We start from the raw sequence: 23,499 nt of genomic DNA on the forward strand, positions 1-23,499 counted from the left end.
GTGGGGACCCGGCGCCAGTTTTACGACGTATTTCACGAGGCCTTTTCGTCGGCGCGCGCACACGGGGGAGGATGTACGCATGCAGCCCAGAAACATGTCCATGAGCGGCGTCGTCGACCTCGCCGCGGTGAAGGCGGCCGGCGAGGCCAAGGCGAAGGCCGAACAGGCGCGCGCGGCAGCGGCCCGGCAGGACGGCGGCGGCGGGTCCGCGCCCGCCGGTGCCGCGCCGCCGTCCGCGCTCGTCATCGATGTCGACGAGGCCGGTTTCGAACTCGACGTGCTCGAACTGTCCCACCAGGTACCGGTCGTCATCGACTTCTGGGCCGAGTGGTGCGAACCGTGCAAGCAGCTCAGCCCCGTGCTGGAGCGCCTGGTCACCGGGGCCGACGGCCGCCTCGTCCTGGCCAAGATCGACGTCGACGCCAACCAGATGCTGATGCAGCAGTTCGGCGTCCAGGGTATTCCCGCCGTGTTCGCGGTGGTCGCCGGGCAGGCGCTGCCGCTGTTCCAGGGTGCGGTGCCCGAGCAGCAGATCCGCGAGACCCTCGGCCAGCTGATCCAGGTCGCCGAGGAGCGCTACGGCCTCACCGGCATCGTGGTGGACCCGTCCGCGGCGGGCGCCCCCGCGGGTGGCTCCGCCGAGGTGGGCGAGGAGCCCGCCGGTCCGTACGACGCGCTGCTCGAAGCGGCCGTCGTGGCACTGGACGCGGGTGACCTGGGCGGAGCCGTCCAGGCGTACAAGAACGTCCTGGCCGACGACCCGGCCAACAGCGAGGCCAAGCTCGGGCTCGCGCAGGCCGAACTCCTCGCGCGGGTGCAGCACATGAACCCGCAGCAGGTGCGCGAGACGGCGGCCGCGAACCCGGCCGATCCGGCGGCGCAGATCGCCGCGGCCGACCTGGACCTGGTCGGCGGTCACGTCGAGGACGCCTTCGGGCGGCTGGTGGACGCGGTCCGCGTCACGGCGGGCGACGACCGGGACGCGGTACGGGTGCGGCTGCTGGAGCTGTTCGAGGTCATCGGGGCGGACGACCCCCGGGTCTCGGCGGCGCGCACGGCGCTCGCGCGGGTGCTCTTCTAGGGCCGCGGCCCCCGCTCGCTCGCATGCCGGTGGACCACCGGCGATTTGTTGACACCGAGGCAAACAGCGGTCGCATTTTACCAAAACTTGGTAATCGCGGCCGCTGTTACTCGCAGTAAGCCGAACCCCGTGAACTGTCCGGTTGGTTCGCTCTTCCACCGTTCTGTCGTGGCCATGGGTGACACCCTGTGTTGCTGCCCGACGGCGCGGTGTCGCACGCAGGTTATCCAGCCGTTACCCGCCAGTAACGAACCCCCTTGTGCCCTGGCCTGGAATGGACAACGATCGGCCACGCTCGGTCCATCCCGCAGCGCCGGTCAGCCGGACAGCGCGGATGGGTCCCCACCGGGCCGGCCGGTGGCAGTGGCACCGGCCGTGGGACAGGGGGGTCGCCGCCGTACCCGGTGGTGCCTGTCCCCGTCAGGTTGCGCGAACGCGTGGCCCAGTGGTTGTCGCTCGGGGGTGATCGCCGGTGTTCCTCTCGCGGCACAGCCGTGGCACGGTCGCCTGCGCTCCTTCCCGAGGACGTAGCACTTCTCCCATCCCAGGACGGGCAGGGCCCGGACCGGAGATGTACGTCCGATGAGGAGGACCAACATGATTTCCCAGGTTCGTGGTGGTACCAGATGGAAGCGCTTCGCTCTCGTCATGGTCCCGAGCATCGCGGCCACCGCCGCGGTGGGTGTGGGTCTGGCGCAGGGTGCTCTCGCGGCGTCCTTCAGCGTCTCGGGCCAGGACTTCAAGGTGTCGGCCGACGAGCTCGTCGGTGACAACCTGATCCAGTACGGCAGCGTGGCCAAGGGCAAGACCCTCGGCGACGACAAGAAGGACGCGTACCACCCGGTCACCATCTCCGGGTTCAGTCACGCCGAGATCACCAACATGTGCCAGTCCCTGGTCACCCCGGTGCCCGGTCTCGGCAACATCACCCTGCAGCTGCGGACGGGCAACAAGGGCCGTCCCGCCGTCGCGGAGAACATCTACCTCGATGTCGCCGAGCTGGACGCGGACGCCAAGTTCGAGCAGCTCGACATCGGTGTCGCGGCCGGTGACGCGAGCCACACCACCAAGGCGCAGCCCGGCACGCTGGCGGACGGAGCCCTCTTCTCGCAGCGCGCGAAGAAGGCCACGCTGACCAACGTCCGGCAGAAGGCATGGGCGACGACGGCGGGCACCTTCACGCTGCCGGACCTCAAGCTGCGCCTGCTCAGCGGCGACCAGCCGTGCTACCAGGACGCCAAGTAGTCCGTCCGGCGGCTTGAACCGGACGGGCGGGCGCGGTGGCCCCACCGCCGCCCCGTCCGCCCGTCCGGGCGCTCCACGTAGTTCTCCGTACGACCGTTTTCAGGGAGCTGTTGTCCATGTACCCCGAGGCCCCCGTATCCCCGGCAGACGACCACCCGCTCACGGTGCTCTGGTACCAGTTCCGCGCCTGGCGCGGCGCCCGGCCCTTCTGGGCGGGGCTGTTCACGCTGCTGGGCGGGATCCCGATCGCGTACTTCCCGTATGCGGATGTCCGGTTGGGCAACATCACGATCGCCATGGCGACGACGGCCGGGGCGGGCTCACTGATCATCGGTGTCCTGCTGGTCACGCTCGGGTTCGCCCTCTGGTTCCAGCAGACCATCCGGATCTTCGCCGGTGTCGCCACGATCCTGCTGGGTCTGGTGTCCCTGCCGGTGTCGAACATCGGAGGCTTCCTGCTGGGCTTCCTGTTCGCTCTGATCGGCGGCGGCCTCGCGCTGGCCTGGGTACCCGGTGTGCCCGTGGACACCGAGGTCAAGCTGCCCGCTCCCCGCGAGACGGACACGGACCACGCTTCCGAGACGACTGCCCACGCCGATGGCGGGAGGAACAGTGCGGGGTGACGATACGCAACGGGCCCTGGCCCCTGGCGGAGAGGCCCGTGAGAGAAAGGGCCCGCGCCACGCGGCGCCCAGGAAGTCGCTGCTGACCAAGCTCCAGATACCCGTCGGCAAGACGATGGCGCTGGCGGCCATGCCGACCGCCGTGTTCGTCGGGATGGGCATGGCGCCGAAGATGGCCCTGGCGGACGACAAGGAGATTCCGTTCGCGCCCGGACCGTGCGTCACGCGGTCCGACGAGCCCACCGAATCCCCTTCCCCGTCGGCCTCGGCCTCGGCCTCCACGCGTCCGTCCCCGAGTGCGTCGCCCAGTGCGTCTCCCTCGGCGGGCGTACCGGTGCTGCCCAAGCCCTCGGCCTCCTCCTCGGCGTCCAAGCCCGCGCCCAAGCCGGACGCGGCGCAGTCGGCGAAGCAGGGGATCCCGGCCGCCCAGCCGTCCGCGAGCGCTTCCCCGTCGGCGTCCGCGCCCCCGAACCCGCTGGACCCGCTGGGGCTGGGCGACAAGGTCAAGGACTTCTTCGACGAGCTGGGCAAGCCCCTCAGGGACACCGAGGTCCCGGCCGCCCCGGTGCCCGCGCCCAGTGCCCCCGCGGGCGGGAAGCAGACCCCCGACCCGGCGGCGGACCCGATCCGCGAGGCGGCGAACAAGGCGGGCGTCTCCGTCTCGGAGCTGCCGCAGGACGTCAAGGACACCGCGAAGACCCCGAAGGACGAGACGGGCAGGACCGACCAGGAGAAGGCCGAGGACGCCAAGGCGGCCGCGGACAAGGAGAAGGCCGACAAGGGCACGGCGGCGGACGGCAAGACGCTGGACGGGAAGACCCCGTTCCCCTGCCCGACGCTCGACGCCAAGGCCCTGGCCAACGCTCGGCTGGAGCCGGGCATCCCGCTCCTGCCGGACGAGCCCTGGTACCTCGACAGCTCCCTGCTGACCCTCTACGGCCTGGACTACGCGGGGATCGTCGAGGTGAAGACGGCGGGCGGTCACACCAAGAAGGTCCTCAAGTTCACCGCGGACTCGCTCGACATCAAGGACCTCTACCAGACGGTCGGAACGAGCGGGAACGTCGCCCACCTCAAGTCCCGTCCGGGCTCCACGTCCACGATCCGCGGCGGCACGGTGACGATGTACACCGAGAGCCTCAAGGGCAACCTCTTCGGGCTGATCCCGATCGAGTTCACCCCGAACACGCCGCCGCCGCTGAACGTCCCCTTCGCGTTCTTCACGAACGTCAAGGTCGTCCAGGCGGGGCAGTTCGGCGGCGACCTCACCGTCCCGGGCCTGCACAACTACATCGGCCCGCCGGAGTAGGCACCCCCGCCGGAGCAGGCACTCGCCCGGCTCCCGCGCCGACGCACCCGTCGGCCGTCCGCCGGTCACACGCCGAGGGCGGCGCCCCGGTCCTCTCACGGACCCGGGGCGCCGCCCTCGGCGTTTCGCCGCGCGGTGGCGCGGAACGCGACGGGATCAGACGCGGGCGTCCCCACCGAGGTGGTGGACGCGGACCATGTTGGTCGTGCCCGGGACACCGGGGGGCGAACCGGCCGTGATGATCATGGTGTCGCCCTGGTTGTAGCGCCCGAGCTTGAGCAGCTCGTCGTCCACCAGGTCGACCATCGCGTCCGTGTTGTCCACGCGCGGAACGACGTACGACTCGACGCCCCAGCTCAGCGAGAGCTGGTTGCGGGTGCTCTCGTCGGTGGTGAAGGCCAGGATCGGCTGGGCCGCGCGGTAGCGCGACAGGCGGCGGGCCGTGTCACCGGAGTGGGTGAAGGCGACCAGGGCCTTGCCGTCGAGGAAGTCCGCGATCTCGCAGGCCGCGCGGGCGACGGAGCCGCCCTGGGTGCGCGGCTTCTTGCCCGGCACCAGCGGCTGGAGGCCCTTGGAGAGCAGCTCCTCCTCGGCCGCCACGACGATCTTCGACATCGTCTTGACGGTCTCGATCGGGTAGGCGCCGACCGAGGACTCGGCCGACAGCATGACCGCGTCGGCGCCGTCGAGGATGGCGTTCGCGACGTCGGAGGCCTCGGCGCGGGTCGGCCGCGAGTTGGTGATCATCGACTCCATCATCTGGGTCGCGACGATCACCGGCTTGGCGTTGCGGCGGCACATTTCGATGAGCCGCTTCTGGACCATCGGGACCTTTTCGAGCGGGTACTCGACGGCCAGGTCACCACGGGCCACCATGACCGCGTCGAAGGCGTCGACGACGGCCTCCATGTTCGCGACCGCCTGCGGCTTCTCGACCTTGGCGATGACGGGGACCCGGCGGCCCTCCTCGTCCATGACCTTGTGGACGTCCTTGACGTCGTTGGCGTCACGGACGAAGGACAGGGCGACCATGTCGCAGCCCATCCGCAGGGCGAAGCGGAGGTCGTCCACGTCCTTCTCGGACAGGGCGGGGACGTTGACGGCGGTACCCGGCAGGTTGATGCCCTTGTGGTCCGAGATGACACCGCCCTCGATGACGATGGTCTTGACCTGCGGGCCCTCGACCGAGGTCACCCGCAGCTCGACGTTGCCGTCGTTGATCAGGATCTGGTCGCCCTTGGAGACGTCACCCGGCAGACCCTTGTAGGTGGTGCCGCAGATGGACTTGTCACCCGGGACGTCCTCGGTGGTGATGGTGAACTCGTCACCGCGCACCAGCTCGACGGGGCCCTCGGCGAAGGTTTCCAGACGGATCTTGGGACCCTGGAGGTCGGCGAGGACGCCGACCGCACGCCCGGTGTCCTCGGAGACCTGCCGGACGCGGTCGTACCGCTCCTGGTGTTCTGCCTGGGATCCGTGGCTGAAGTTGAATCGGGCCACGTTCATACCTGCCTCGATGAGCGCTTTCAGCTGCTCATACGAGTCGACGGCGGGGCCCAGCGTGCAGACAATTTTGGAACGGCGCATGGAGCGGATCCTATCGGTTTGTTTCGTAGTGGAATATTCCGTCTGGTGGAAAGTCCAAGTGAACTACTGGGTAACCAGCTCGTAGGCCTGGGTGGCGATCTCCAGTTCCTCGTCCGTGGGGACCACCGCGACCGCCACCCGCGCGTACTCCGCGGAGATCAGCCGCGGCTCCGGCGAGCGCGTCGCGTTGGCCTCCAGGTCCAGCGCGAGCCCCAGCTCGGCCAGACCGTCCACGGCAGCTTCCCGCACCTGGTGGGCGTTCTCGCCGACCCCGGCCGTGAACACCACGGCGTCCACCCGGCCGAGCACGGCCGAGTAGGCGCCGATGTACTTCTTCAGGCGGTGGACGTACGCCGCGAAGGCGACCGCGGCCGGCTCCTCGCCCTCGCCCGCGCGCCGCAGCACCTCCCGCATGTCGTTGTCCCCGCACATGCCCAGCAGACCGCTCTTCTTGTTCAGGAGCGAATCGATCTCATCCACCGAGAGGCCGCCCACCCGCGCCAGGTGGAAGACCACCGCCGGATCGAGGTCCCCGGAGCGGGTACCCATGATCAGACCCTCCAGCGGGGTCAGGCCCATGGAGGTCTCCACGCACACCCCGCCGCGCACGGCCGAGGCCGAGGCGCCGTTGCCCAGGTGCAGCACGATGACGTTCACGTCCTCGACGGCCTTGCCCAGCAGGGCGGCGGTCGCCCGGGACACGTACGCGTGGGAGGTGCCGTGGAACCCGTACCGCCGGATGGAGTACTTCTCGGCGGTCGCGGCGTCGATCGCGTACCGCGCCACGTGCTCCGGCATGGTCGAGTGGAAGGCGGTGTCGAAGACCGCGATCTGGGGGAGGTCGCCGCGCAGCCCGCGGGCCACCTCGATGCCGGTCACGTTCGCCGGGTTGTGCAGCGGCGCGAGCGGGATCAGGGCGCGGATCTCCGCGAGCACCTCGTCGTCGATGACGGTCGGCTGGGTGAACTTCGTCCCGCCGTGCACCACCCGGTGTCCGACGGCGGCCAGTTCGGGGGAGTCCAGGCCCATGCCGTCGGCGGCCAGCTCGGCCGCGACGGCCTCCAGGGCGGCCCGGTGGTCCGCGATCGGGCCGACGGTCTCGCGCTTGCCGCCCTCCGCGCCCGGCCCGGTGAGCGGCTCGTGCACCAGCCGGGAGATCTGCTCGCCGATGCGCTCGACCAGGCCCACGGCCAGGCGGGACCGGTCCGCCATGTCGAGCAGCTGGTACTTGACCGACGAGGAGCCGGAGTTGAGGACGAGTACGCGCGATGCGGTCACGGGTGCGGAACCTTCTCGTGTGGGGGAGCCGGGGGAGCTGGGGTGGTCGTACGGGGGGTCAGCCGGCGGCCGGCTTGGTCTGGGCCTGGATCGCGGTGATCGCCACGGTGGTGACGATGTCCTGGACCAGTGCCCCGCGCGAGAGGTCGTTGACCGGCTTGCGCAGGCCCTGCAGGACCGGGCCGACCGCGACGGCGCCCGCGGAGCGCTGCACGGCCTTGTAGGTGTTGTTGCCGGTGTTCAGGTCCGGGAAGATCAGTACGGTCGCCCGCCCGGCCACCTCGGAGCCCGGCAGCTTGGTCGCGGCCACGGACGGCTCGACGGCGGCGTCGTACTGGATCGGGCCCTCGACGGCCAGGCCGGGGCACCGCGCGCGGACGAGCTCGGTGGCCTTGCGGACCTTGTCGACGTCCGCGCCGGAGCCGGAGGTGCCGGTGGAGTACGAGAGCATCGCGATCCGCGGCTCGACGCCGAAGGCGGCGGCGGTGGCGGCCGACTGGACGGCGATGTCGGCGAGCTGCTCGGCGTTGGGGTCCGGGTTCACGGCGCAGTCGCCGTAGACGAGGACCTTGTCGGCCAGGCACATGAAGAAGACCGAGGAGACGATGGACGCCTCGGGCTTGGCGCTCCCGTCGCCCGCCGCCACCCCGCCTGACGCTCCCCCAGACTCCGTCCGGGGGGACCCCCTGCGCGCGGCTGCGTTGGTCTTGATGATCTCGAAGGCGGGGCGGATGGTCGCGGCGGTGGAGTGCACCGAACCGGAGACCATGCCGTCGGCCAGGCCCTCCTGGACCATCAGGGTCCCGAAGTAGTTGACGTCGGTGACCACGTCGTTGGCCAGCTCGACGGTCATGCCCTTGTGGGCGCGGGCCTTGGCGTAGTACTCGGCGAACCGTTCCCGCAGCGGGGAGGTGGCCGGGTCGATCAGCTGCGCGGCCGAGATGTCGATGCCGAGGTCGGCGGCCTTCTTCAGGATCGCCTGTTCGTTGCCCAGCAGGGTCAGGTCGCACACGCCCCGGCGCAGCACCACGTCGGCGGCGCGCAGCACCCGGTCCTCGGTGCCCTCGGGCAGCACCACCCGGCGCCGCTCGGCGCGGGCCTGCTCCAGCAGCTCGTGCTCGAACATCATCGGGGTGACCCGGGTGGAGCGGGCCACCGAGATCCGGTCGCGCAGCTCGGCGGTGTCCACGTGCCGCTCGAAGAGGCCGAGCGCGGTCTCCAGCTTGCGCGGGGTCGCGGAGTTCAGGCGGCTCTGCAGCGCGAAGAGTTCGGCGGCGATCGGGAAGCTGTTGCCCGCGACGGAGACCACCGGGGTGCCCGGCGCCAGCTTCGAGGCCAGGGTCAGGATGTCCTAGCCGGGGCGCTCGCCCAGGGTCAGCAGCACCCCGGCGATCGGCGGGGTGCCGGAGGTGTGCGCGGCGAGCGCGCCGATGACCAGGTCGGAGCGGTCCCCGGGGGTGACGACCAGGCAGCCCGGGGTCAGGGCGTTCAGGAAGTTCGGCAGCATCGCGCCGCCGAAGACGAAGTCCACGGCGTCGCGGGCCAGCCCGGCCTCGTCGCCGAGCAGCACCTCGCCCCCCAGCGCCCGGGTGATCTGGGCGACCGTGGGCGCGGCGAGGGTCTTGTCGTCCGGCAGGACGTAGCAGGGCACGGGCAGCCGGGCGGTCAGCCGCTCGGCTATCACCTCGCGGTCCTCGGCGGCCACCCGGTTGACGACCACGGCCACGACCTCGCAGCCGAGGCTCTCGTAGGCGCGGTAGGCGTTGCGGGTCTCGGCGCGCACCGATTCGGCGGTCTGCTTGGTGCCGCCCACGACGGGGACGACGACCGCGCCGAGTTCGTTGGCGAGGCGGGCGTTGAGCGCCAGTTCGTCGGGGAGGTTGGTGTCGGCGTAGTCGGTGCCGAGGACCAGCACGACCTCGTAGTCGCGGGCCGCCCGGTGGTAGCCGTCCACGAGCTGGGAGACCAGTTCGTCGGCGCCCTTCTCGGCGAGCAGTGCGGAGGCCTCGTGGTACTCCATGCCGAAGGCGGTGGAGGGGTCCTGGTCGAGCCTGTAGCGGGCTTTGAGGAGGTCGAAGAGCCGGTCGGGTCCGTCGTGCAGCAGGGGGCGGTAGACACCCACCCGGCCCGTCTGGCGGGTCAGCAGCTCCATGAGGCCGAGCTCGATGACCTGTCGGCCGTCCCCCCGGTCGATGCCGGTCACGTACACGCTGCGCGTCACGCGTGCTCTCCGTCCATGTTCGGTCATTTTACCCATTTAGTACGGGCTTGCCCTCTTGACAATACCTCTGCTGATGGATAGGGCACCCGCCAGGAAAAGGGCCCGTCCGTAAGGGTCCAAAGGCCTGACGGGGGGCACGGCTGGTAGCGCGCCCCGCTCGCGGCCCGTGGAACAATCGGACAGGCTTCATCAATACGCCCTTCATATGTACGACGGTCCGCCCGCACGCGGACCGTCAGGTACGACCAGGAGCAGGAGACACAGCACGATGCGTATCGGAGTTCTCACCGCAGGCGGCGACTGCCCGGGCCTGAACGCTGTCATCCGGTCGGTCGTACACCGTGCCGTGGTCGGACACGGCGACGAAGTCATCGGCTTCGAAGACGGCTTCAAGGGCCTCCTCGACGGTCATTACCGCCCCCTCGACATCAATGCCGTCAGTGGCATTCTGGCGCGCGGCGGAACGATTCTCGGCTCAGCCCGGATGGAGCGCGCCCGGCTGCACGAAGCCGCCGAGAACGCGGCGGAGCTGGCGCAGCGGTACGAGCTCGACGCGCTCATCCCGATCGGCGGCGAAGGCACCCTGACCGCCGCCCGGATGCTCTCGGACGCGGGCATGCCGGTGGTCGGCGTACCCAAGACCATCGACAACGACATCTCCTCCACGGACCGCACCTTCGGTTTCGACACCGCCGTCATGGTGGCCACCGAGGCGATCGACCGCCTCAAGACCACCGCCGAGTCCCACCAGCGCGTGATGGTCGTCGAGGTCATGGGCCGGCACGCGGGCTGGATCGCCCTGGAGTCCGGCATGGCCGGCGGCGCCCACGGGATCTGCCTGCCGGAGCGCCCCTTCGAGGTGGACGCCCTGGTGAAGATGGTGGAGGAGCGGTTCGCGCGCGGCAAGAAGTTCGCGGTCGTCTGTGTCGCCGAGGGCGCGCACCCGGCCGAGGGGTCCATGCCGTACGAGAAGGGCGCGATCGACCAGTACGGTCACGAGCGCTTCGCCGGGATCGGCAACCGCCTGGCCGTCGAGCTGGAGCGGCGCCTGGGCAAGGAGGCCCGCCCGGTCATTCTCGGCCACGTCCAGCGCGGCGGCACCCCGACGGCCTACGACCGCGTCCTCGCGACCCGTTTCGGCTGGCACGCGGTGGAGGCCGTCCACAACGGCGCCTTCGGCAACATGACCGCCCTGCGCGGCACCGAGATCGTGATGGCCCCGCTGGCCGAGGCCGTCACCGAGCTGAAGACCGTCCCGGACGACCGGATGTACGAGGCCGAGTCGGTCTTCTAGTGCCGCGTCGGGCAGTGTCTGCCCGTCAAGGGCGCGTGCCGGACGCCGCGACGCGGCGAACGTTGCCCGACGCGGCACCAGGAACGCGGCCCGCGGCCCCGGTCCTCCGGCCGGTCCCACGGGACCTGCGTCCCCGGTCCCGCCGCCGAAAGGCCCCGATCGAGTCCTCCTCCGGGGACCCGGCCGGGGCCTTTCGCGCGTGCAGGCCGCCGACGGGCGGCTCGTGGCTACCGGCCCTCTTGGACCAGGCCCCAGAAGCGGTCCACGATGTCCGCCAGGAACTCGCGCCCGGCGTCCCCGCTGCCCGCGTCCCCGCCCGCGCCGCCCCAGCTCAAGGTGGCCACCATCCGGGACTGGTAGTCCTGGTGCAGCAGCTCCAGGGCCCGCTCCAACTGGGGCTTGGCCACCGGGAGCAGCTTGGCCAGCGGTTTCACGTACGCCTGCCAGCGCGTCGTCACCGCGTTGCGCAGCAGCTCCGCCAGCTCGTCCTGCTTGCCGGTGGCGGTCACGAACTGGGCGGCCGTCAGCCCCAGGACCTGGGCGAGGGTGCTGGACTGGCGGTCGTTGCCCTTCCAGCGGCCGGTGTCCTCCATCTTCTGGTAGGCACCGGCCTCCAGCCCGATCCGCCGGGCCAGCTCCTCGGGCGCGACGCCGCGCGCGATGCGGTGCTCCCGCAGGGTGACGGGCTCGGCCAACAGCTCGGCGGGGGAACACCACAGCACGCCCGCGAGGGCGGTCAGTTCGGCCGAGTTCGGCGGGATCTCGCCCCGCTCCCAGGCCATGACGGTCTCGGGAGCGACGAGCAGTCCGTACTGGGCGCGCAGGCCGTAGGCGACGTGGCCGGGCGCCATGCCCAGGGCAGCCCGCAGGCGGCGGGCGGCGGGGGCATTGAAAGGGGGGCTGGAGTGCACGAGCCACACCGTAGGAGCCGAAAGGGGTTGGCGACTACAGACCGTTCAAACAAGCCCACAACTCGTAGGATCCTCCTACGATGTTCGGGTATTACGTCCGGTTTTTGGGCGACCGTCCGGTAATCGGATAGTGCGAAGGCCCAAAAACAGGGGTCTGGTTCAAGCCAAGCCTACGCGCCCTTCCGAAGTGAAACCCGTCACACCCCGTCACGTCTCATGAACCACTTCAGCCACACCGTCGTGAACCAGACGGGGGCCCTCGTACACGGGGGTGACGAGGGCCCCCGACACCCCTCCCTTGCCTTGACGTCGGCGTCAACCCTTACGGTCGGCCCATGCGAATCGGCGAACTGGCGGAGCGGGCCGGCACCACGACCCGGGCCCTGCGCTACTACGAGGACCGGGGGCTGCTGCCCGCCCGGCGGACCGGCAACGGGTACCGCACCTACGGCGAGGACGACCTGCGGCTGCTGCGCGAGATCCGGGTGCTCCAGGACTTCGGCTTCGAGCTGGAGGAGACCCGTCCCTTCGTGGACTGCCTGCGCGCCGGCCACCCGGCCGGGGACGCCTGTCCCGCCTCGCTCGCCGTCTACCGCCGCAAGCTCGCCGAGCTGGACGGGCTGATCGGCAGGCTCGCCGATGTGCGCGACCAGGTCGCGCGGCAGCTGGCGACCGCCGAGGAGGCCGCCGGTGAGGCGGCCGCCCCGCGCTGCGAGACCACCGCCGGAAACTGACGGCCCGCGGCGGCCGAGGACGGCCGCCGGTACCCGAACGAACAGGGGGAGAAGAAGATGCTGCACGCCCAGGGAGTGGACGAGGTGACCGACGCGACCTTCGCGGCGGAGGTGCTGGCCGAGCGCGGGCGCCCCGTGCTGGTCGAGTTCACCGCCGACTGGTGCGGGCCCTGCCGCCAGCTGGCGCCCGTCCTGTCCGCCATCGCCGCCGAGGAGTCCCACCGCCTGAAGGTGGTGCAGATCGACGCGGACAGCAACCCCGAGACCATGGTCACGTACGGGGTGCTGTCCATGCCCACCCTGCTCGTCCTGCGCGACGGCGAACCCGTCAAGACCCTCGTCGGAGCCCGCGCCAAGCGCAGGCTCCTCCAGGACCTGGAGGAGCACCTGGCACCGGCCCCTCAGGTCACGGCCTGAACCACACCGTCGACAGCGGCGGCAGCGTCAAGCGCAGACTCGCCGCCCACCCCTGCGCGGGCACCGGCTCCGGCCGCAGCGGCCGCAGGTGCCGCACGCCGCTGCCGCCGAACCGCTCCGCGTCCGTGTTGAGCACCTCCTGCCACACCGGTACCTCCTCGGGCACCCCGATCCGGTACCCGTGCCGCACCACCGGCGAGAAGTTCGAGACCGACAGCAGCTGCGAGCCGTCCACCGCGTAGCGCAGGAAGGCGAAGACGTTGTCCTCCGCCGCGTCCCCGGCCACCCAGGCGAACCCCTCCGGCACCGTGTCCCGCTCCCACAGCGCGGGCGCCGCCGCGTAGGCCCGGTTCAGCTCGCCCACCAGGCTGCGCACCCCGCGGTGGTCGTCGGCCGCGGCGTACGAGGAGTCCAGCAGCCACCAGTCCGGCCCGTGCGCCTCCGACCACTCGGCGCCCTGCGCGAACTCCTGCCCCATGAAGAGCAGTTGCTTGCCGGGATGGGCCCACATGAACCCCAGGTACGCCCGGTGGCAGGCCCGCTGCTGCCACCAGTCCCCGGGCATCTTCCCCACCAGTGAGCGCTTGCCGTGCACCACCTCGTCGTGCGAGATCGGCAGCACGTAGTTCTCGCTGTAGGCGTAGACCATCCCGAAGGTCATGTCGTGGTGGTGGTACTTGCGGTGCACCGGCTCGTGCGCGACGTAGCGCAGGGTGTCGTGCATCCAGCCCATGTTCCACTTCAGCCCGAAGCCCAGCCCGCCCGAGTCGGTCGGCCGGGTCACCCCCTCCCAGGCCGTGGACTCCTCGGCGATCGTCACCACGCCCGGGCAGCGCCGGTAGACCGTCGCGTTCATCTCCTGGAGCAGCGCCACCGCGTCCAGGTTCTCCCGTCCGCCGTGCTCGTTCGGCGTCCACTCGCCCTCGGCGCGCGAGTAGTCCAGGTAGAGCATCGAGGCCACCGCGTCCACGCGCAGCCCGTCGATGTGGAACTCCTGGCACCAGTACACGGCGTTCGCCACGAGGAAGTTGCGGACCTCCTTGCGCCCGTAGTCGAACTCCAGCGTCCCCCAGTCCGGGTGCGCCGCCCGCTGCGGGTCGTGGTGCTCGTACAGCGGCCGCCCGTCGAACTCCGCGAGCGCCCACTCGTCGCGCGGGAAGTGCGCGGGGACCCAGTCGACGATGACCCCGATCCCGGCCCGGTGCAGGGCATCGACCAGAGCGCGGAACTCGTCGGGCGTGCCCATCCGCGAGGTCGGCGCGTAGAAGCCGGTCACCTGGTAGCCCCAGGACCCGCCGAAGGGGTGCTCGGCGACCGGCATCAGCTCCACGTGGGTGAAGCCCAGCTCCTTCACGTACGCCGGGAGCTGCTCCGCCAGCTGCGGATAGCTCAGCCCGGGCCGCCAGGACGCCAGGTGCAGCTCGTACACCGAGAACGGCGCCTGGTGCGGGGGCCGCAGGCCCCGGGTCGCCATCCAGTCGGTGTCCTGCCAGGTGTAGTGCGAGGCCGTCACGATCGACGCGTTCGCGGGCGGTACCTCGGCCCGGCGCGCCATCGGGTCGGCGCGCACCGTGTGGCTGCCGTCCGGCCGCGTGATGTCGTACTTGTACAGGGTGCCCTCGCCCACGCCGGGCAGGAACAGCTCCCACACCCCGGTCCCGCCCAGCGAACGCATCGGGTAGGCGACCGCGTCCCAGTACGAGAAGTCACCGGTGACCCGGACCCCCTGGGCGTTCGGCGCCCACACCGTGAACCGGGTCCCGGCGACGCCCTGGTGCTCCATCGGCTCCGCGCCGAGCGCCGTCCACAGCTCCTCGTGCCGGCCCTCGCCGATCAGGTGCAGGTCCAGCTCGCCGAGCGCGGGCAGGAAGCGGTAGGGGTCGTGGACCTCCACCTCGTCGCTGTCGTAGGTCACCAGCAGCCGGTAGTCGGGCACCCCCGTGAGCGGCAGCAGCCCCGAGAACAGCCCGTCGCCCTCGTCGATCAGCTCGGCCCGCAGCCCCTTGGCGACGATGGTGACCGCCTTGGCGTACGGCCGCAGCGCGCGGAAGGCCACGCCGCCGCGCTGGGTCCGGGCGCCCAGCACCGCGTGCGGATCGTGGTGGCGGCCCTCCAGCAGCCGGGCCCGTTCGTCGGAGCCCAGCGGGGGCGCGGGCCGGACCCCGTGGGGCGGGGTGGCCCGCCGGGCCCGGGGGGCACGCGGTTTCTTCGCCGTTTCCGGAGTGCCGGCGGCGGTGGTCGGGCGGGACGTCGGCGACGGCTGTCGGGCGGCGCTCACGTGTGCGGCCTCCTAGGGGGCTGCTCGCGGGGGAGGGAGGAGAGCTGTTCGATGAGGGCGGAGGAGTCGGACGCGGGCGGCGGCAGGCGGTGCGCCGGGCGCTCGCGTTCGGACAGCCGCCGGACGGCGGCCATCGGGACGTGCAGCCAGTCGGGCCGGTGGCGGGACTCGTAACGGGCCTCGTACACCGCCTTGTCGGTCTCGTAGGCGCGCAGCAGGACGGGGTCCTCGCGCGGGTCGCGGCCGGTCGTACGGGCGTAGCCCTCGCAGAAGGCGGCCCGGCAGGCATCCGCCCACGAGGGGGCGAACGGCCGGTGGGAGCGTGCCGCGTAGTCGAAGGAGCGCAGTATTCCGGCGATGTCGCGCACCGCCGGTTCCGGGCGGCGGCGGTCCGCCAGCGACCGGGCGGGCTCGCCCTCGAAGTCGATCAACGACCAGCTGCCGTCGAGGGTGCGCAGCGTCTGGCCCAGATGCAGGTCCCCGTGGATGCGCTGGGCCGTGACCCCGGCGCCGCGCGAGGAGGCCAGCGCGTCGAAGGCGCCGCGCAGCCCCGCCTCGTACGGGCGCAGTGACGTCACCTCACGTGCGGTGGCGGCCAGCCGCGCGGTCATCCCGGCCGCGAGTCTGGCCGTCTGCTCGGGGCCCAGCGCGACGGTCGGCAGGGCGTCGGCGAGCGCGCTGTGGACCTCGGCCGTGGCCCGGCCCAGCGCGTGCGCCTCGGTGGTGAAGTCGGCGCCCGCGCCCAGGCGGCGCAGCGCGAGCTGCCAGCCGTCGTCGGAACCCCGCAGGTAGGGCTGCAGGACACCCAGGGTCAGCGGCTCGGTCCCGGGCAGTTCCGCCTCGTACCAGGCGACCGGGGCCGGGACCCGCGCGCAGCCCGCGGCGGCCAGCGCCCGGGGCAGCTCCAGGTCGGGGTTGACCCCGGGGCCGACCCGCCGGAACACCTTGAGGATGTACGAATCCCCGTAGATCAGAGAGGTGTTGGTCTGCTCCCCGGACAGCGGCCGGGGCGCGAGCCCGGCCGGGATCAGCGTGGCCGGGTCCCGGTCGAAGCGGAGCGGACCCAGCGTGCCGGGGGAGCGCAGCCGTTCCAGCAGCAGGGCCGCGAGCCGCGGGTCGCCGAGGCCCTCGTACACGGCCTGACCGGCGTACGGGCCGTCCTCGGCGCGGCCGATCAGCGCGGGCGCGAGCGCGGGCGGCAGCTCGGGGCGGACCCCGAGCAGCAGCTGGTAGCAGTCGCCGTCCACGTCGAGCAGGAGATGCAGCAGCCCCGGGGAGGAGCCGGGTGGGAGGAGTTCGGCCGCCGAGACCGGGCGCAGGACGCCGATCGCGCGTCCCTTGCCCGCGAACCAGCGCTGACGTGGCAGCCAGGCCCGCAGCAGTGGTTCGAGTGCGCCGAGCCGGTCCGCGGATCCCGTACGGCCGGGCGCCGGGCGGCCGGAACGGCCCGCCTGGCTCCGGGTGGATGCAGCCTCCGACATGGCATCGCGTCCTTTCCCCGGGGCCGTCAGACTGCGCAGAGTGTCCCGGATGGTGACTGTTCCTGTCCGGTCGTGTGTGCTGGTGTCGGGTCAGGATGATCCGTACAGGGCGGCGATTGACCCATTCGCCGCCCGCCGCGGTGCATTTGGTGAGGCCGTGCGTCGTTCGGTTCCCGAGGGCCGCTACGGCTCGGCCCGCAGCCGGAACCAGTAGAAGCCGTGCCCGGCCAGGGTCAGCAGGTACGGCCACTCGCCGATCGGCGGGAACCGCACGTCACCGGTGAGTTCCACCGGCACCCGCCCGTTGAACGACCGCAGGTCCAGCTCCGTCGGCTGTGCGAACCGGGAGAAGTTGTGCACGCACAGCACCAGGTCGTCCGGCTCTCCCGCCTGGGAGGGGGCCTCCCGCAGGAACGCCAGTACCGCCGGGTTGGACGACGGCAGTTCGGTGTACGAGCCGAGGCCGAAGGCGGGGTTCGCCTTGCGGATCTCGATCAGCCGCCGGGTCCAGTGCAGCAGGGACGAGGGCGTGGACATCGCGGCCTCGACGTTGGTCACCTGGTACCCGTAGACCGGGTCCATGATGACCGGCAGGTTGAGCCTGCCCGGATCGCACGAGGAGAAACCGGCGTTGCGGTCCGGGGTCCACTGCATCGGGGTGCGGACGCCGTCGCGGTCACCCAGCCAGATGTTGTCGCCCATGCCGATCTCGTCGCCGTAGTAGAGGATCGGCGAACCGGGCAGGGACAGCAGCAGGGCGGTGAACAGCTCGATCTGGTGCCGGTCGTTGTCGAGCAGCGGGGCCAGGCGCCGCCGGATGCCGATGTTGGCCCGCATCCGCGGGTCCTTGGCGTACTCGGCGTACATGTAGTCGCGCTCTTCGTCCGTGACCATTTCGAGGGTCAGCTCGTCGTGGTTGCGCAGGAAGATGCCCCACTGGCAGCGGGCCGGGATCTCGGGGGTCTTGGCGAGGATCTCGGAGACCGGGTAGCGCGATTCGCGCCGTACGGCCATGAAGATCCGCGGCATCACGGGGAAGTGGAAGGCCATGTGGCATTCGTCCCCGCCCTTGCTGTAGTCGCCGAAGTAGTCGACGACGTCCTCGGGCCACTGGTTGGCCTCGGCGAGCAGCACGGTGTCCGGGTAGTGCGCGTCGATCTCCGCCCGGACCCGCTTGAGCAGGGTGTGGGTGCGGGGGAGGTTCTCGCAGTTGGTGCCCTCCTCGGCGTACAGGTACGGGACCGCGTCCAGGCGGAACCCGTCGATGCCGAGGTCGAGCCAGAAGCGCAGGGCCGAGACGATCTCCTCCACCACGGCCGGGTTCTCGTAGTTGAGGTCCGGCTGGTGGGAGAAGAACCGGTGCCAGAAGTACTGCTTGCGCACCGGGTCGTAGGTCCAGTTCGAGGACTCCGTGTCGACGAAGATGATGCGGGCGTCCTGGTACTGCTTGTCGTTGTCGGCCCACATGTAGTAGTCGCCGTAGGGCCCGTCCGGGTCCTTGCGCGACTGCTGGAACCACTCGTGCTGGTCGCTCGTGTGGTTCATGACGAAGTCGATGATCACCCGCATGCCGCGCTGGTGCGCGGCGTCGACGAACTCCACGAAGTCGGCGAGGTCGCCGAACTCGGGCAGGACGGAGGTGTAGTCGGAGACGTCGTAGCCGCCGTCGCGCAGGGGCGAGGCGAAGAACGGGGGCAGCCACAGGCAGTCGACGCCGAGCCATTGGAGGTAGTCCAGCTTGGCGGTGAGCCCCTTGAGGTCCCCCACGCCGTCGCCGTTGCTGTCGTGGAAGGAGCGGACGAGGACCTCGTAGAACACCGCCCGCTTGAACCAGTCGGGATCGCGGTCCTTGGCGGGGGTGTCCTCGAAGAGGTCGTGGACGGGATCGTTGATCATCATGAGGTGGGTGACCCTCCGGTGAGCGGGGACGGTCGCAGAGCGGCAAGTACGTGCGCGGGCGTACGCCCCGGTTCCAGCCGCACGTAATTCGCCCTGCCCCAGTGATAGGTCTCGCCGGTGAGCTCGTCGCGCACCGCGAGGGACCCGTGCCAGTCGAGGCCGAGTACCGGCATGTCCAACGAGACCGTCGCCTCCTGGGTGTGGTGCGGGTCGAGGTTGACGACCACCAGTACGGAATGGGATCCGCTGTGCTTCGAGTAGGCGATCACCTGCTCGTTGTCGGTGGTGTGGAAATGAATGTCCCGCAGCTGCTGGAGCGCCGGATTGCGCCGCCGCAGCCGGTTGAGGGCGGTGATCAGCGGGGCGATGGTCCGGCCCTCGCGTTCGGCGGCGGCCCAGTCGCGCGGGCGCAGCTCGTACTTCTCGGAATCCAGGTACTCCTCGCTGCCCTCCTTCACCGGGGTGTTCTCGCACAGCTCGTAGCCCGCGTAGATCCCCCAGGTGGGCGAGAGGGTGGCGGCCAGCACCGCCCGGACCTCGAAGGCGGGACGGCCGCCGGTCTGCAAGTACTCGTGCAGGATGTCCGGCGTATTGACGAAGAAATTGGGCCGCATGCAGGAAGCCGATTCACCCGACAGCTCGGTGACGTATTCCGTGAGTTCCCGCTTCGTATTGCGCCAGGTGAAGTACGTGTACGACTGCTGGAACCCGATCGCGGCGAGCGCGCGCATCATGGCGGGCCGGGTGAACGCCTCCGCCAGGAAGATCACGTCGGGATCGCTCTTGTTGATGTCGGCGATCACCTTTTCCCAGAAGACCACCGGCTTGGTGTGCGGATTGTCGACGCGGAAGATGCGTACGCCGTGGTCCATCCAGTACCGCAGGATGCGCAGGGTCTCCTCGACGATTCCGCTCATGTCGGTGTCGAAGTGGACGGGATAGATGTCCTGGTATTTCTTCGGCGGGTTCTCGGCGTAGGCGACGGTCCCGTCCGCGCGGTGGCGGAACCACTCCGGGTGCTTCTCCACCCACGGGTGGTCCGGGGAGCACTGGAGCGCGAAGTCGAGGGCGATCTCCAGGCGCAGCTCCCGGGCCCGGGCGACGAAGCGGTCGAAGTCCTCGATCGTGCCCAGCCCGGGGTGGACGGCGTCGTGCCCGCCCTCGGTGGAGCCGATGGCCCAGGGCACGCCCGGATCCCAATCCCCCGCGGACAGCGTGTTGTTGGGGCCCTTGCGGTAGGTGCTCCCGATCGGGTGGATCGGGGGCAGGTACACCACGTCGAAGCCCATCGCGGCGACGGCCGGGAGCCGCTCGGCGGCGGTCTCGAAGGTGCCGCTGACCGGGGCCTCGCCGGGCACCAGCACCGCGCCCTCGGAGCGCGGGAACAGCTCGTACCAGGAGCCGAACAGGGCCCGCTTGCGCTGGACGAGCACGGCGAGCGGCTTCGAGGCGCTCACCAGCTCCCGGTAGGGCCTGCGGGCGAGCGCGGCGTCGGCCTCGGGGGTCAGGGCCGCTGCCAGCCGCAGTGCGGCCGGGCGCTCCTCGTCCCGCATGATGTCGGCGGCGGCCAGCACGGCCTCGCGGCCGCCCCGTTTGGGGATCTTCGCCGCGGCCCGCTCGTACAGCTCGGCGCCCTCCAGCAGCATCAGCCCGGCATCGATCCCGGCCGGAACCTTGATCGCCGCGTGCGCGCGCCAGGTCGCGACTGGATCGCTCCAGGCCTCGACGGTGTACGTCCACCTCCCCTCGGTGTCGGCGGACACCCTGGCCCCCCACCGGTCGGTGCCGGGCGCCAGCTCGTACAGCGGCACGGGCGCACGCGCCCGCCCGCTCGGATCTCGCAGCACCACATGAGCGGCGAGCGCGTCGTGCCCCTCGCGGAACACGGTGGCGGAGACTTCGAAGACCTCGTCCACGACCGCCTTGGCGGGTCTGGCGCCGCAGTCGACGGCAGGGCGGACGTCCAGCACGGGAATGCGACCGATCATGATGGGATCACCTGGGGGCAGTTCGCAGGGCTCGGTGACAACGGTCCAGCCGATGGCGTTCCGGCTGGTTGTGCACGCTCTGTTCGCTCTGTTTCTAGCCGCTCAGTGGACGGCTGGGCTGCGGGCATGGCCGCTCCTGTCCGCGTTCACTCGGGTGGCGGGAGGTCGGGCGGGGGCTGTGCCGTACGCGGTGCGCGCTGTTACCCGGGGAGCCCTGCCCACTCTTCGGCCGCCCAATCCGCACGCTCGGTCAACTACTCGTACGTAGGGGCGAGGAAGCGCCACCGTGTCCGCCCGTGGACCCTGATGCCCCGTCACGCCGCGCCCCGCACGGGAAATATGCCGCTCGGCGGACACCGGGCGGGGGTCGCGCTAGCCTTCCCGGGGTGATGCGCGGGTGCACAGCGTGGTGCGGCCGCTCCGATGCGTAAGCCCCTGCGAAGGTGGACACGTGAAGGCTATCCGTCGATTCACCGTGCGCCCTGTCCTGCCGGAACCCCTGCTGCCGCTGGCCGATCTCGCGCGCAACCTGCGCTGGTCGTGGCACGGGGAGACCCGCGAACTCTTCCAATCCGTCGACCCCGAGGGCTGGCTGGCCGCCGGAGGTGATCCCGTCCGGCTGCTCGGGGACGTGCCCGCGGCCCGGCTGGAGGAACTGGCCCGGGACCGCAGGTTCCTGCGACGCCTCCACGCGGTCTCCGCCGACCTCGACGACTACGTGAACGGCGACCGCTGGTACCAGGCCCAGGAGAGCGGAGCCGAGCTGCCCGCGGGCATCGCCTACTTCTCGCCGGAGTTCGGGATCACCGCCGCCCTGCCGCAGTACTCCGGTGGCCTCGGGATCCTGGCCGGTGACCACCTCAAGGCCGCCAGCGACCTCGGCGTCCCGCTCATCGGCGTCGGCCTGCTCTACCGGCACGGCTACTTCCGCCAGTCCCTCTCCCGGGACGGCTGGCAGCAGGAGCACTACCCGGTCCTCGACCCCAACGAGCTGCCCGTCTCCCTGCTGCGCGGCCCCGACGACACCCCCGCCCGGGTCACCCTGTCGCTGCCCGGCGGCCGCTCCCTGCACGCGCACATCTGGCGGGCCCGGGTCGGCCGGGTGCCGCTGCTGCTCCTCGACTCCGACGTCGAGGACAACGACGCCGTCGCCCGCGAGGTGACCGACCGGCTCTACGGCGGCGGCAGCGACCACCGGCTGCTCCAGGAGATGCTGCTGGGCATCGGCGGGGTGCGGGCGGTCCGGACGTACTGCGCGCTCACCGGCCACCCGGCCCCCGAGGTCTTCCACACCAACGAGGGGCACGCCGGTTTCCTGGGCCTCGAACGCATAAGGGAACTGGCGGGCGAGGGCCTGGCCTTCGACGCGGCCGTCGAGGCGGTCCGGGCGGGCACCGTGTTCACCACCCACACCCCCGTCCCCGCGGGCATCGACCGCTTCGAGCGCGGCCTGGTCGCCCGGCACTTCGCCGACGGCGGGGAGCTGGCCGGGGTACCCGTGGACCGGATCCTGGAACTGGGCGCGGAGAACTACCCGGGCGGCGACCCCGGGGTCTTCAACATGGCCGTCATGGGCCTGCGCCTGGCCCAGCGCGCCAACGGGGTCTCCACCCTGCACGGCGCCGTCAGCCGCGGCATGTTCGCCGGACTCTGGCCGGGATTCGACCCCGCCGACGTCCCCATCACCTCCGTCACCAACGGCGTGCACGCCCCCACGTGGGTGGCCCCCGAGGTGGTCCGGCTCGGCGCCCGCCAGATCGGCGCGGGCCGCACCGAGGACGCCCTGTCGGTCGGCGGATCCGAGCGCTGGGACGCCGTGGCCGACATCGGCGACCAGGACATCTGGGACCTGCGCCGGGTGCTGCGCGAGCAGCTCGTGCAGGAGGTCCGCGACCGGCTGCGCGCCTCCTGGCGCCAGCGCGGGGCCGGGGACGCCGAACTCGGCTGGGTGGACTCCGTACTCGATCCCGACGTGCTGACCATCGGGTTCGCCCGCCGCGTCCCCTCCTACAAGCGCCTCACGCTGATGCTGCGCGACCCGGACCGGCTGCGCCGTCTGCTGCTGGATCCGGACCGGCCCGTACAGATCGTCGTCGCGGGCAAGGCGCACCCGGCCGACGACGGCGGCAAGCGGCTCGTCCAGGAACTGGTGCGGTTCGCCGACGACCCCCGGGTGCGCCACCGGATCGTGTTCCTGCCCGACTACGGCATGGCCATGGCGCAGAAGCTCTACCCCGGCTGCGACGTGTGGCTGAACAACCCGCTGCGCCCGCTGGAGGCGTGCGGGACCAGCGGGATGAAGGCCGCGCTCAACGGCTGCCTCAACCTCTCCGTCCTGGACGGCTGGTGGGACGAATGGTTCGAGCCGGACTTCGGCTGGGCCATCCCGACCGCCGACGGCTACGGCACCGACGAGGACCGGCGCGACGACGTGGAGGCCAACGCCCTCTACGACCTGATCGAGCACCGGGTCGCCCCCCGGTTCTACGACCGGGCCGGGCGGGGCGCGCTGCCCGTGCGGTGGATCGAGATGGTCCGGCGCACCCTCGTCTCGCTGGGGCCGAAGGTGCTCGCGGGGCGCATGGTGCGGGAGTACGTGGAGCGGCTGTACGCCCCGGCCGCCCGCTCCCACCGCGCCCTCACCCCCGATGCGGCACGGGAACTCGCCGCCTGGAAGGGGCGGGTCCGGGCGGCCTGGCCGCGGGTCGCCGCCCTGCACGTGGAGGCCCTGGCCGCCGGGCCCGCGGGCCCGGTGGGCGGGACCGCCGAGCTCGGGGCCACCCTCACCCTGCGGGTCCAGGTCGCGCTGGACGCCCTCGGGCCCGACGAGGTCGAGGTGCAGGCCGTCGCCGGGCGGGTGGACGCGCAGGACGTCATCGGCGAGGCGCGGACCTTCCCGCTGAAACCCGCCGCCGGACCGGACCTGGAGGGCCGCTGGCAGTACGAGGGCCCGCTCGCGCTGGACCGTACGGGGCCCTTCGGCTACACGGTACGGATCCTGCCCGCCCACCCGCTGCTGGCCACCCCCGCCGAACTCGGCCTGGTGGCCGCTCCGGTGGACCCCGCGACCGGCGTCGGATCCGGGGTGGTCATGCGCTGAGGCGTGCGGCGGCCGTCAGGGACCGGCGGTCGGTGACCGGGCTTCAGGGGCCG

The 23,499-nt window shown here is 71.4% G+C and carries 15 protein-coding genes and 1 pseudogene; 8 read left to right on the forward strand and 8 right to left on the reverse strand.

Annotation, left to right across the window (positions count from 1 at the left end; all coding sequences use genetic code 11):
• Positions 1-79: 79 nt before the first annotated feature.
• From QMF80_RS00890 to QMF80_RS00905, 4 genes are all read left to right on the forward strand, one after another.
• Positions 80-1,081 carry a tetratricopeptide repeat protein gene (locus QMF80_RS00890; RefSeq protein ID WP_283448626.1) on the forward strand — a complete coding sequence of 334 codons (1,002 nt, stop codon included), beginning with the start codon at positions 80-82 and terminating at the stop codon, positions 1,079-1,081.
• 597 nt (positions 1,082-1,678) lie between these two features.
• Positions 1,679-2,326, forward strand: coding sequence for a DUF6230 family protein (locus tag QMF80_RS00895; RefSeq protein ID WP_283448628.1), 648 nt, complete (start codon positions 1,679-1,681; stop codon positions 2,324-2,326).
• A gap of 116 nt (positions 2,327-2,442) precedes the next feature.
• Entirely contained in the window at positions 2,443-2,949 is a 507-nt protein-coding gene (locus QMF80_RS00900; RefSeq protein WP_283448629.1) for a DUF6114 domain-containing protein, read from the forward strand.
• Positions 2,939-4,258, forward strand: a complete 1,320-nt coding sequence (locus QMF80_RS00905) for a hypothetical protein (protein WP_283448630.1) — start codon at positions 2,939-2,941, stop codon at positions 4,256-4,258. The genes QMF80_RS00900 and QMF80_RS00905 overlap by 11 nt, the downstream gene beginning before the upstream one ends.
• 156 nt (positions 4,259-4,414) lie before the next feature.
• Here QMF80_RS00905 and pyk read toward each other — a convergent pair whose 3' ends face one another.
• The 3 genes and pseudogenes from pyk to pta all read right to left on the reverse strand — a co-directional run bounded on the left by pyk (position 4,415) and on the right by pta (position 9,344).
• A complete protein-coding gene (gene pyk, locus QMF80_RS00910; RefSeq protein WP_283448631.1) occupies positions 4,415-5,845 on the reverse strand; it encodes a pyruvate kinase in 1,431 nt (476 codons plus the stop codon).
• A 63-nt stretch (positions 5,846-5,908) separates the two neighbouring features.
• Entirely contained in the window at positions 5,909-7,123 is a 1,215-nt protein-coding gene (locus QMF80_RS00915) for an acetate kinase (RefSeq protein ID WP_283448632.1), read from the reverse strand.
• A 58-nt stretch (positions 7,124-7,181) separates the two neighbouring features.
• A pseudogene (pta, locus tag QMF80_RS00920) lies at positions 7,182-9,344 on the reverse strand (phosphate acetyltransferase).
• A gap of 268 nt (positions 9,345-9,612) precedes the next feature.
• Here pta and QMF80_RS00925 point away from each other — a divergent pair.
• On the forward strand, positions 9,613-10,638 hold the full coding sequence (locus QMF80_RS00925) for an ATP-dependent 6-phosphofructokinase (RefSeq protein WP_283448634.1): 1,026 nt from the start codon (positions 9,613-9,615) through the stop codon (positions 10,636-10,638).
• Positions 10,639-10,865: 227 nt separating this feature from the next.
• Here the strand turns inward: QMF80_RS00925 and QMF80_RS00930 are convergent, their stop codons facing one another.
• A complete protein-coding gene (locus QMF80_RS00930) occupies positions 10,866-11,489 on the reverse strand; it encodes an XRE family transcriptional regulator (RefSeq protein ID WP_502962734.1) in 624 nt (207 codons plus the stop codon).
• A 395-nt stretch (positions 11,490-11,884) separates the two neighbouring features.
• Here QMF80_RS00930 and QMF80_RS00935 point away from each other — a divergent pair, with 395 nt between their 5' ends.
• Complete coding sequence (locus QMF80_RS00935) at positions 11,885-12,283, forward strand: MerR family transcriptional regulator (protein ID WP_283448637.1); 399 nt, start codon at positions 11,885-11,887, stop codon at positions 12,281-12,283.
• A 57-nt stretch (positions 12,284-12,340) separates the two neighbouring features.
• Positions 12,341-12,700: a thioredoxin family protein gene (locus tag QMF80_RS00940; RefSeq protein ID WP_283448639.1), complete on the forward strand. Its 360-nt coding sequence runs from the start codon at positions 12,341-12,343 to the stop codon at positions 12,698-12,700.
• Here QMF80_RS00940 and glgB read toward each other — a convergent pair.
• The 4 genes from glgB to QMF80_RS00960 form a co-directional block, all read right to left on the reverse strand.
• Positions 12,690-14,978 (reverse strand): 1,4-alpha-glucan branching enzyme, encoded by a 2,289-nt coding sequence (gene glgB, locus QMF80_RS00945; RefSeq protein ID WP_283448641.1) that lies wholly within the window; start codon positions 14,976-14,978, stop codon positions 12,690-12,692. The genes QMF80_RS00940 and glgB overlap by 11 nt on opposite strands.
• A complete protein-coding gene (locus QMF80_RS00950; RefSeq protein WP_283448643.1) occupies positions 14,975-16,459 on the reverse strand; it encodes a maltokinase N-terminal cap-like domain-containing protein in 1,485 nt (494 codons plus the stop codon). The genes glgB and QMF80_RS00950 overlap by 4 nt, the downstream gene beginning before the upstream one ends.
• A gap of 183 nt (positions 16,460-16,642) precedes the next feature.
• On the reverse strand, positions 16,643-18,358 hold the full coding sequence (gene treS / locus QMF80_RS00955) for a maltose alpha-D-glucosyltransferase (RefSeq protein WP_283448645.1): 1,716 nt from the start codon (positions 18,356-18,358) through the stop codon (positions 16,643-16,645).
• Positions 18,355-20,346, reverse strand: coding sequence for an alpha-1,4-glucan--maltose-1-phosphate maltosyltransferase (locus QMF80_RS00960; RefSeq protein WP_283448646.1), 1,992 nt, complete (start codon positions 20,344-20,346; stop codon positions 18,355-18,357). The genes treS and QMF80_RS00960 overlap by 4 nt, the downstream gene beginning before the upstream one ends.
• A 451-nt stretch (positions 20,347-20,797) precedes the next feature.
• Here QMF80_RS00960 and glgP point away from each other — a divergent pair, with 451 nt between their 5' ends.
• Positions 20,798-23,446, forward strand: coding sequence for an alpha-glucan family phosphorylase (glgP, locus tag QMF80_RS00965; RefSeq protein WP_283448648.1), 2,649 nt, complete (start codon positions 20,798-20,800; stop codon positions 23,444-23,446).
• Positions 23,447-23,499: the final 53 nt, after the last annotated feature.

Origin of the sequence: Streptomyces sp. G-G2 (assembly GCF_030063135.1) — a bacterium.
In the GTDB taxonomy this organism is placed as follows: domain Bacteria; phylum Actinomycetota; class Actinomycetes; order Streptomycetales; family Streptomycetaceae; genus Streptomyces.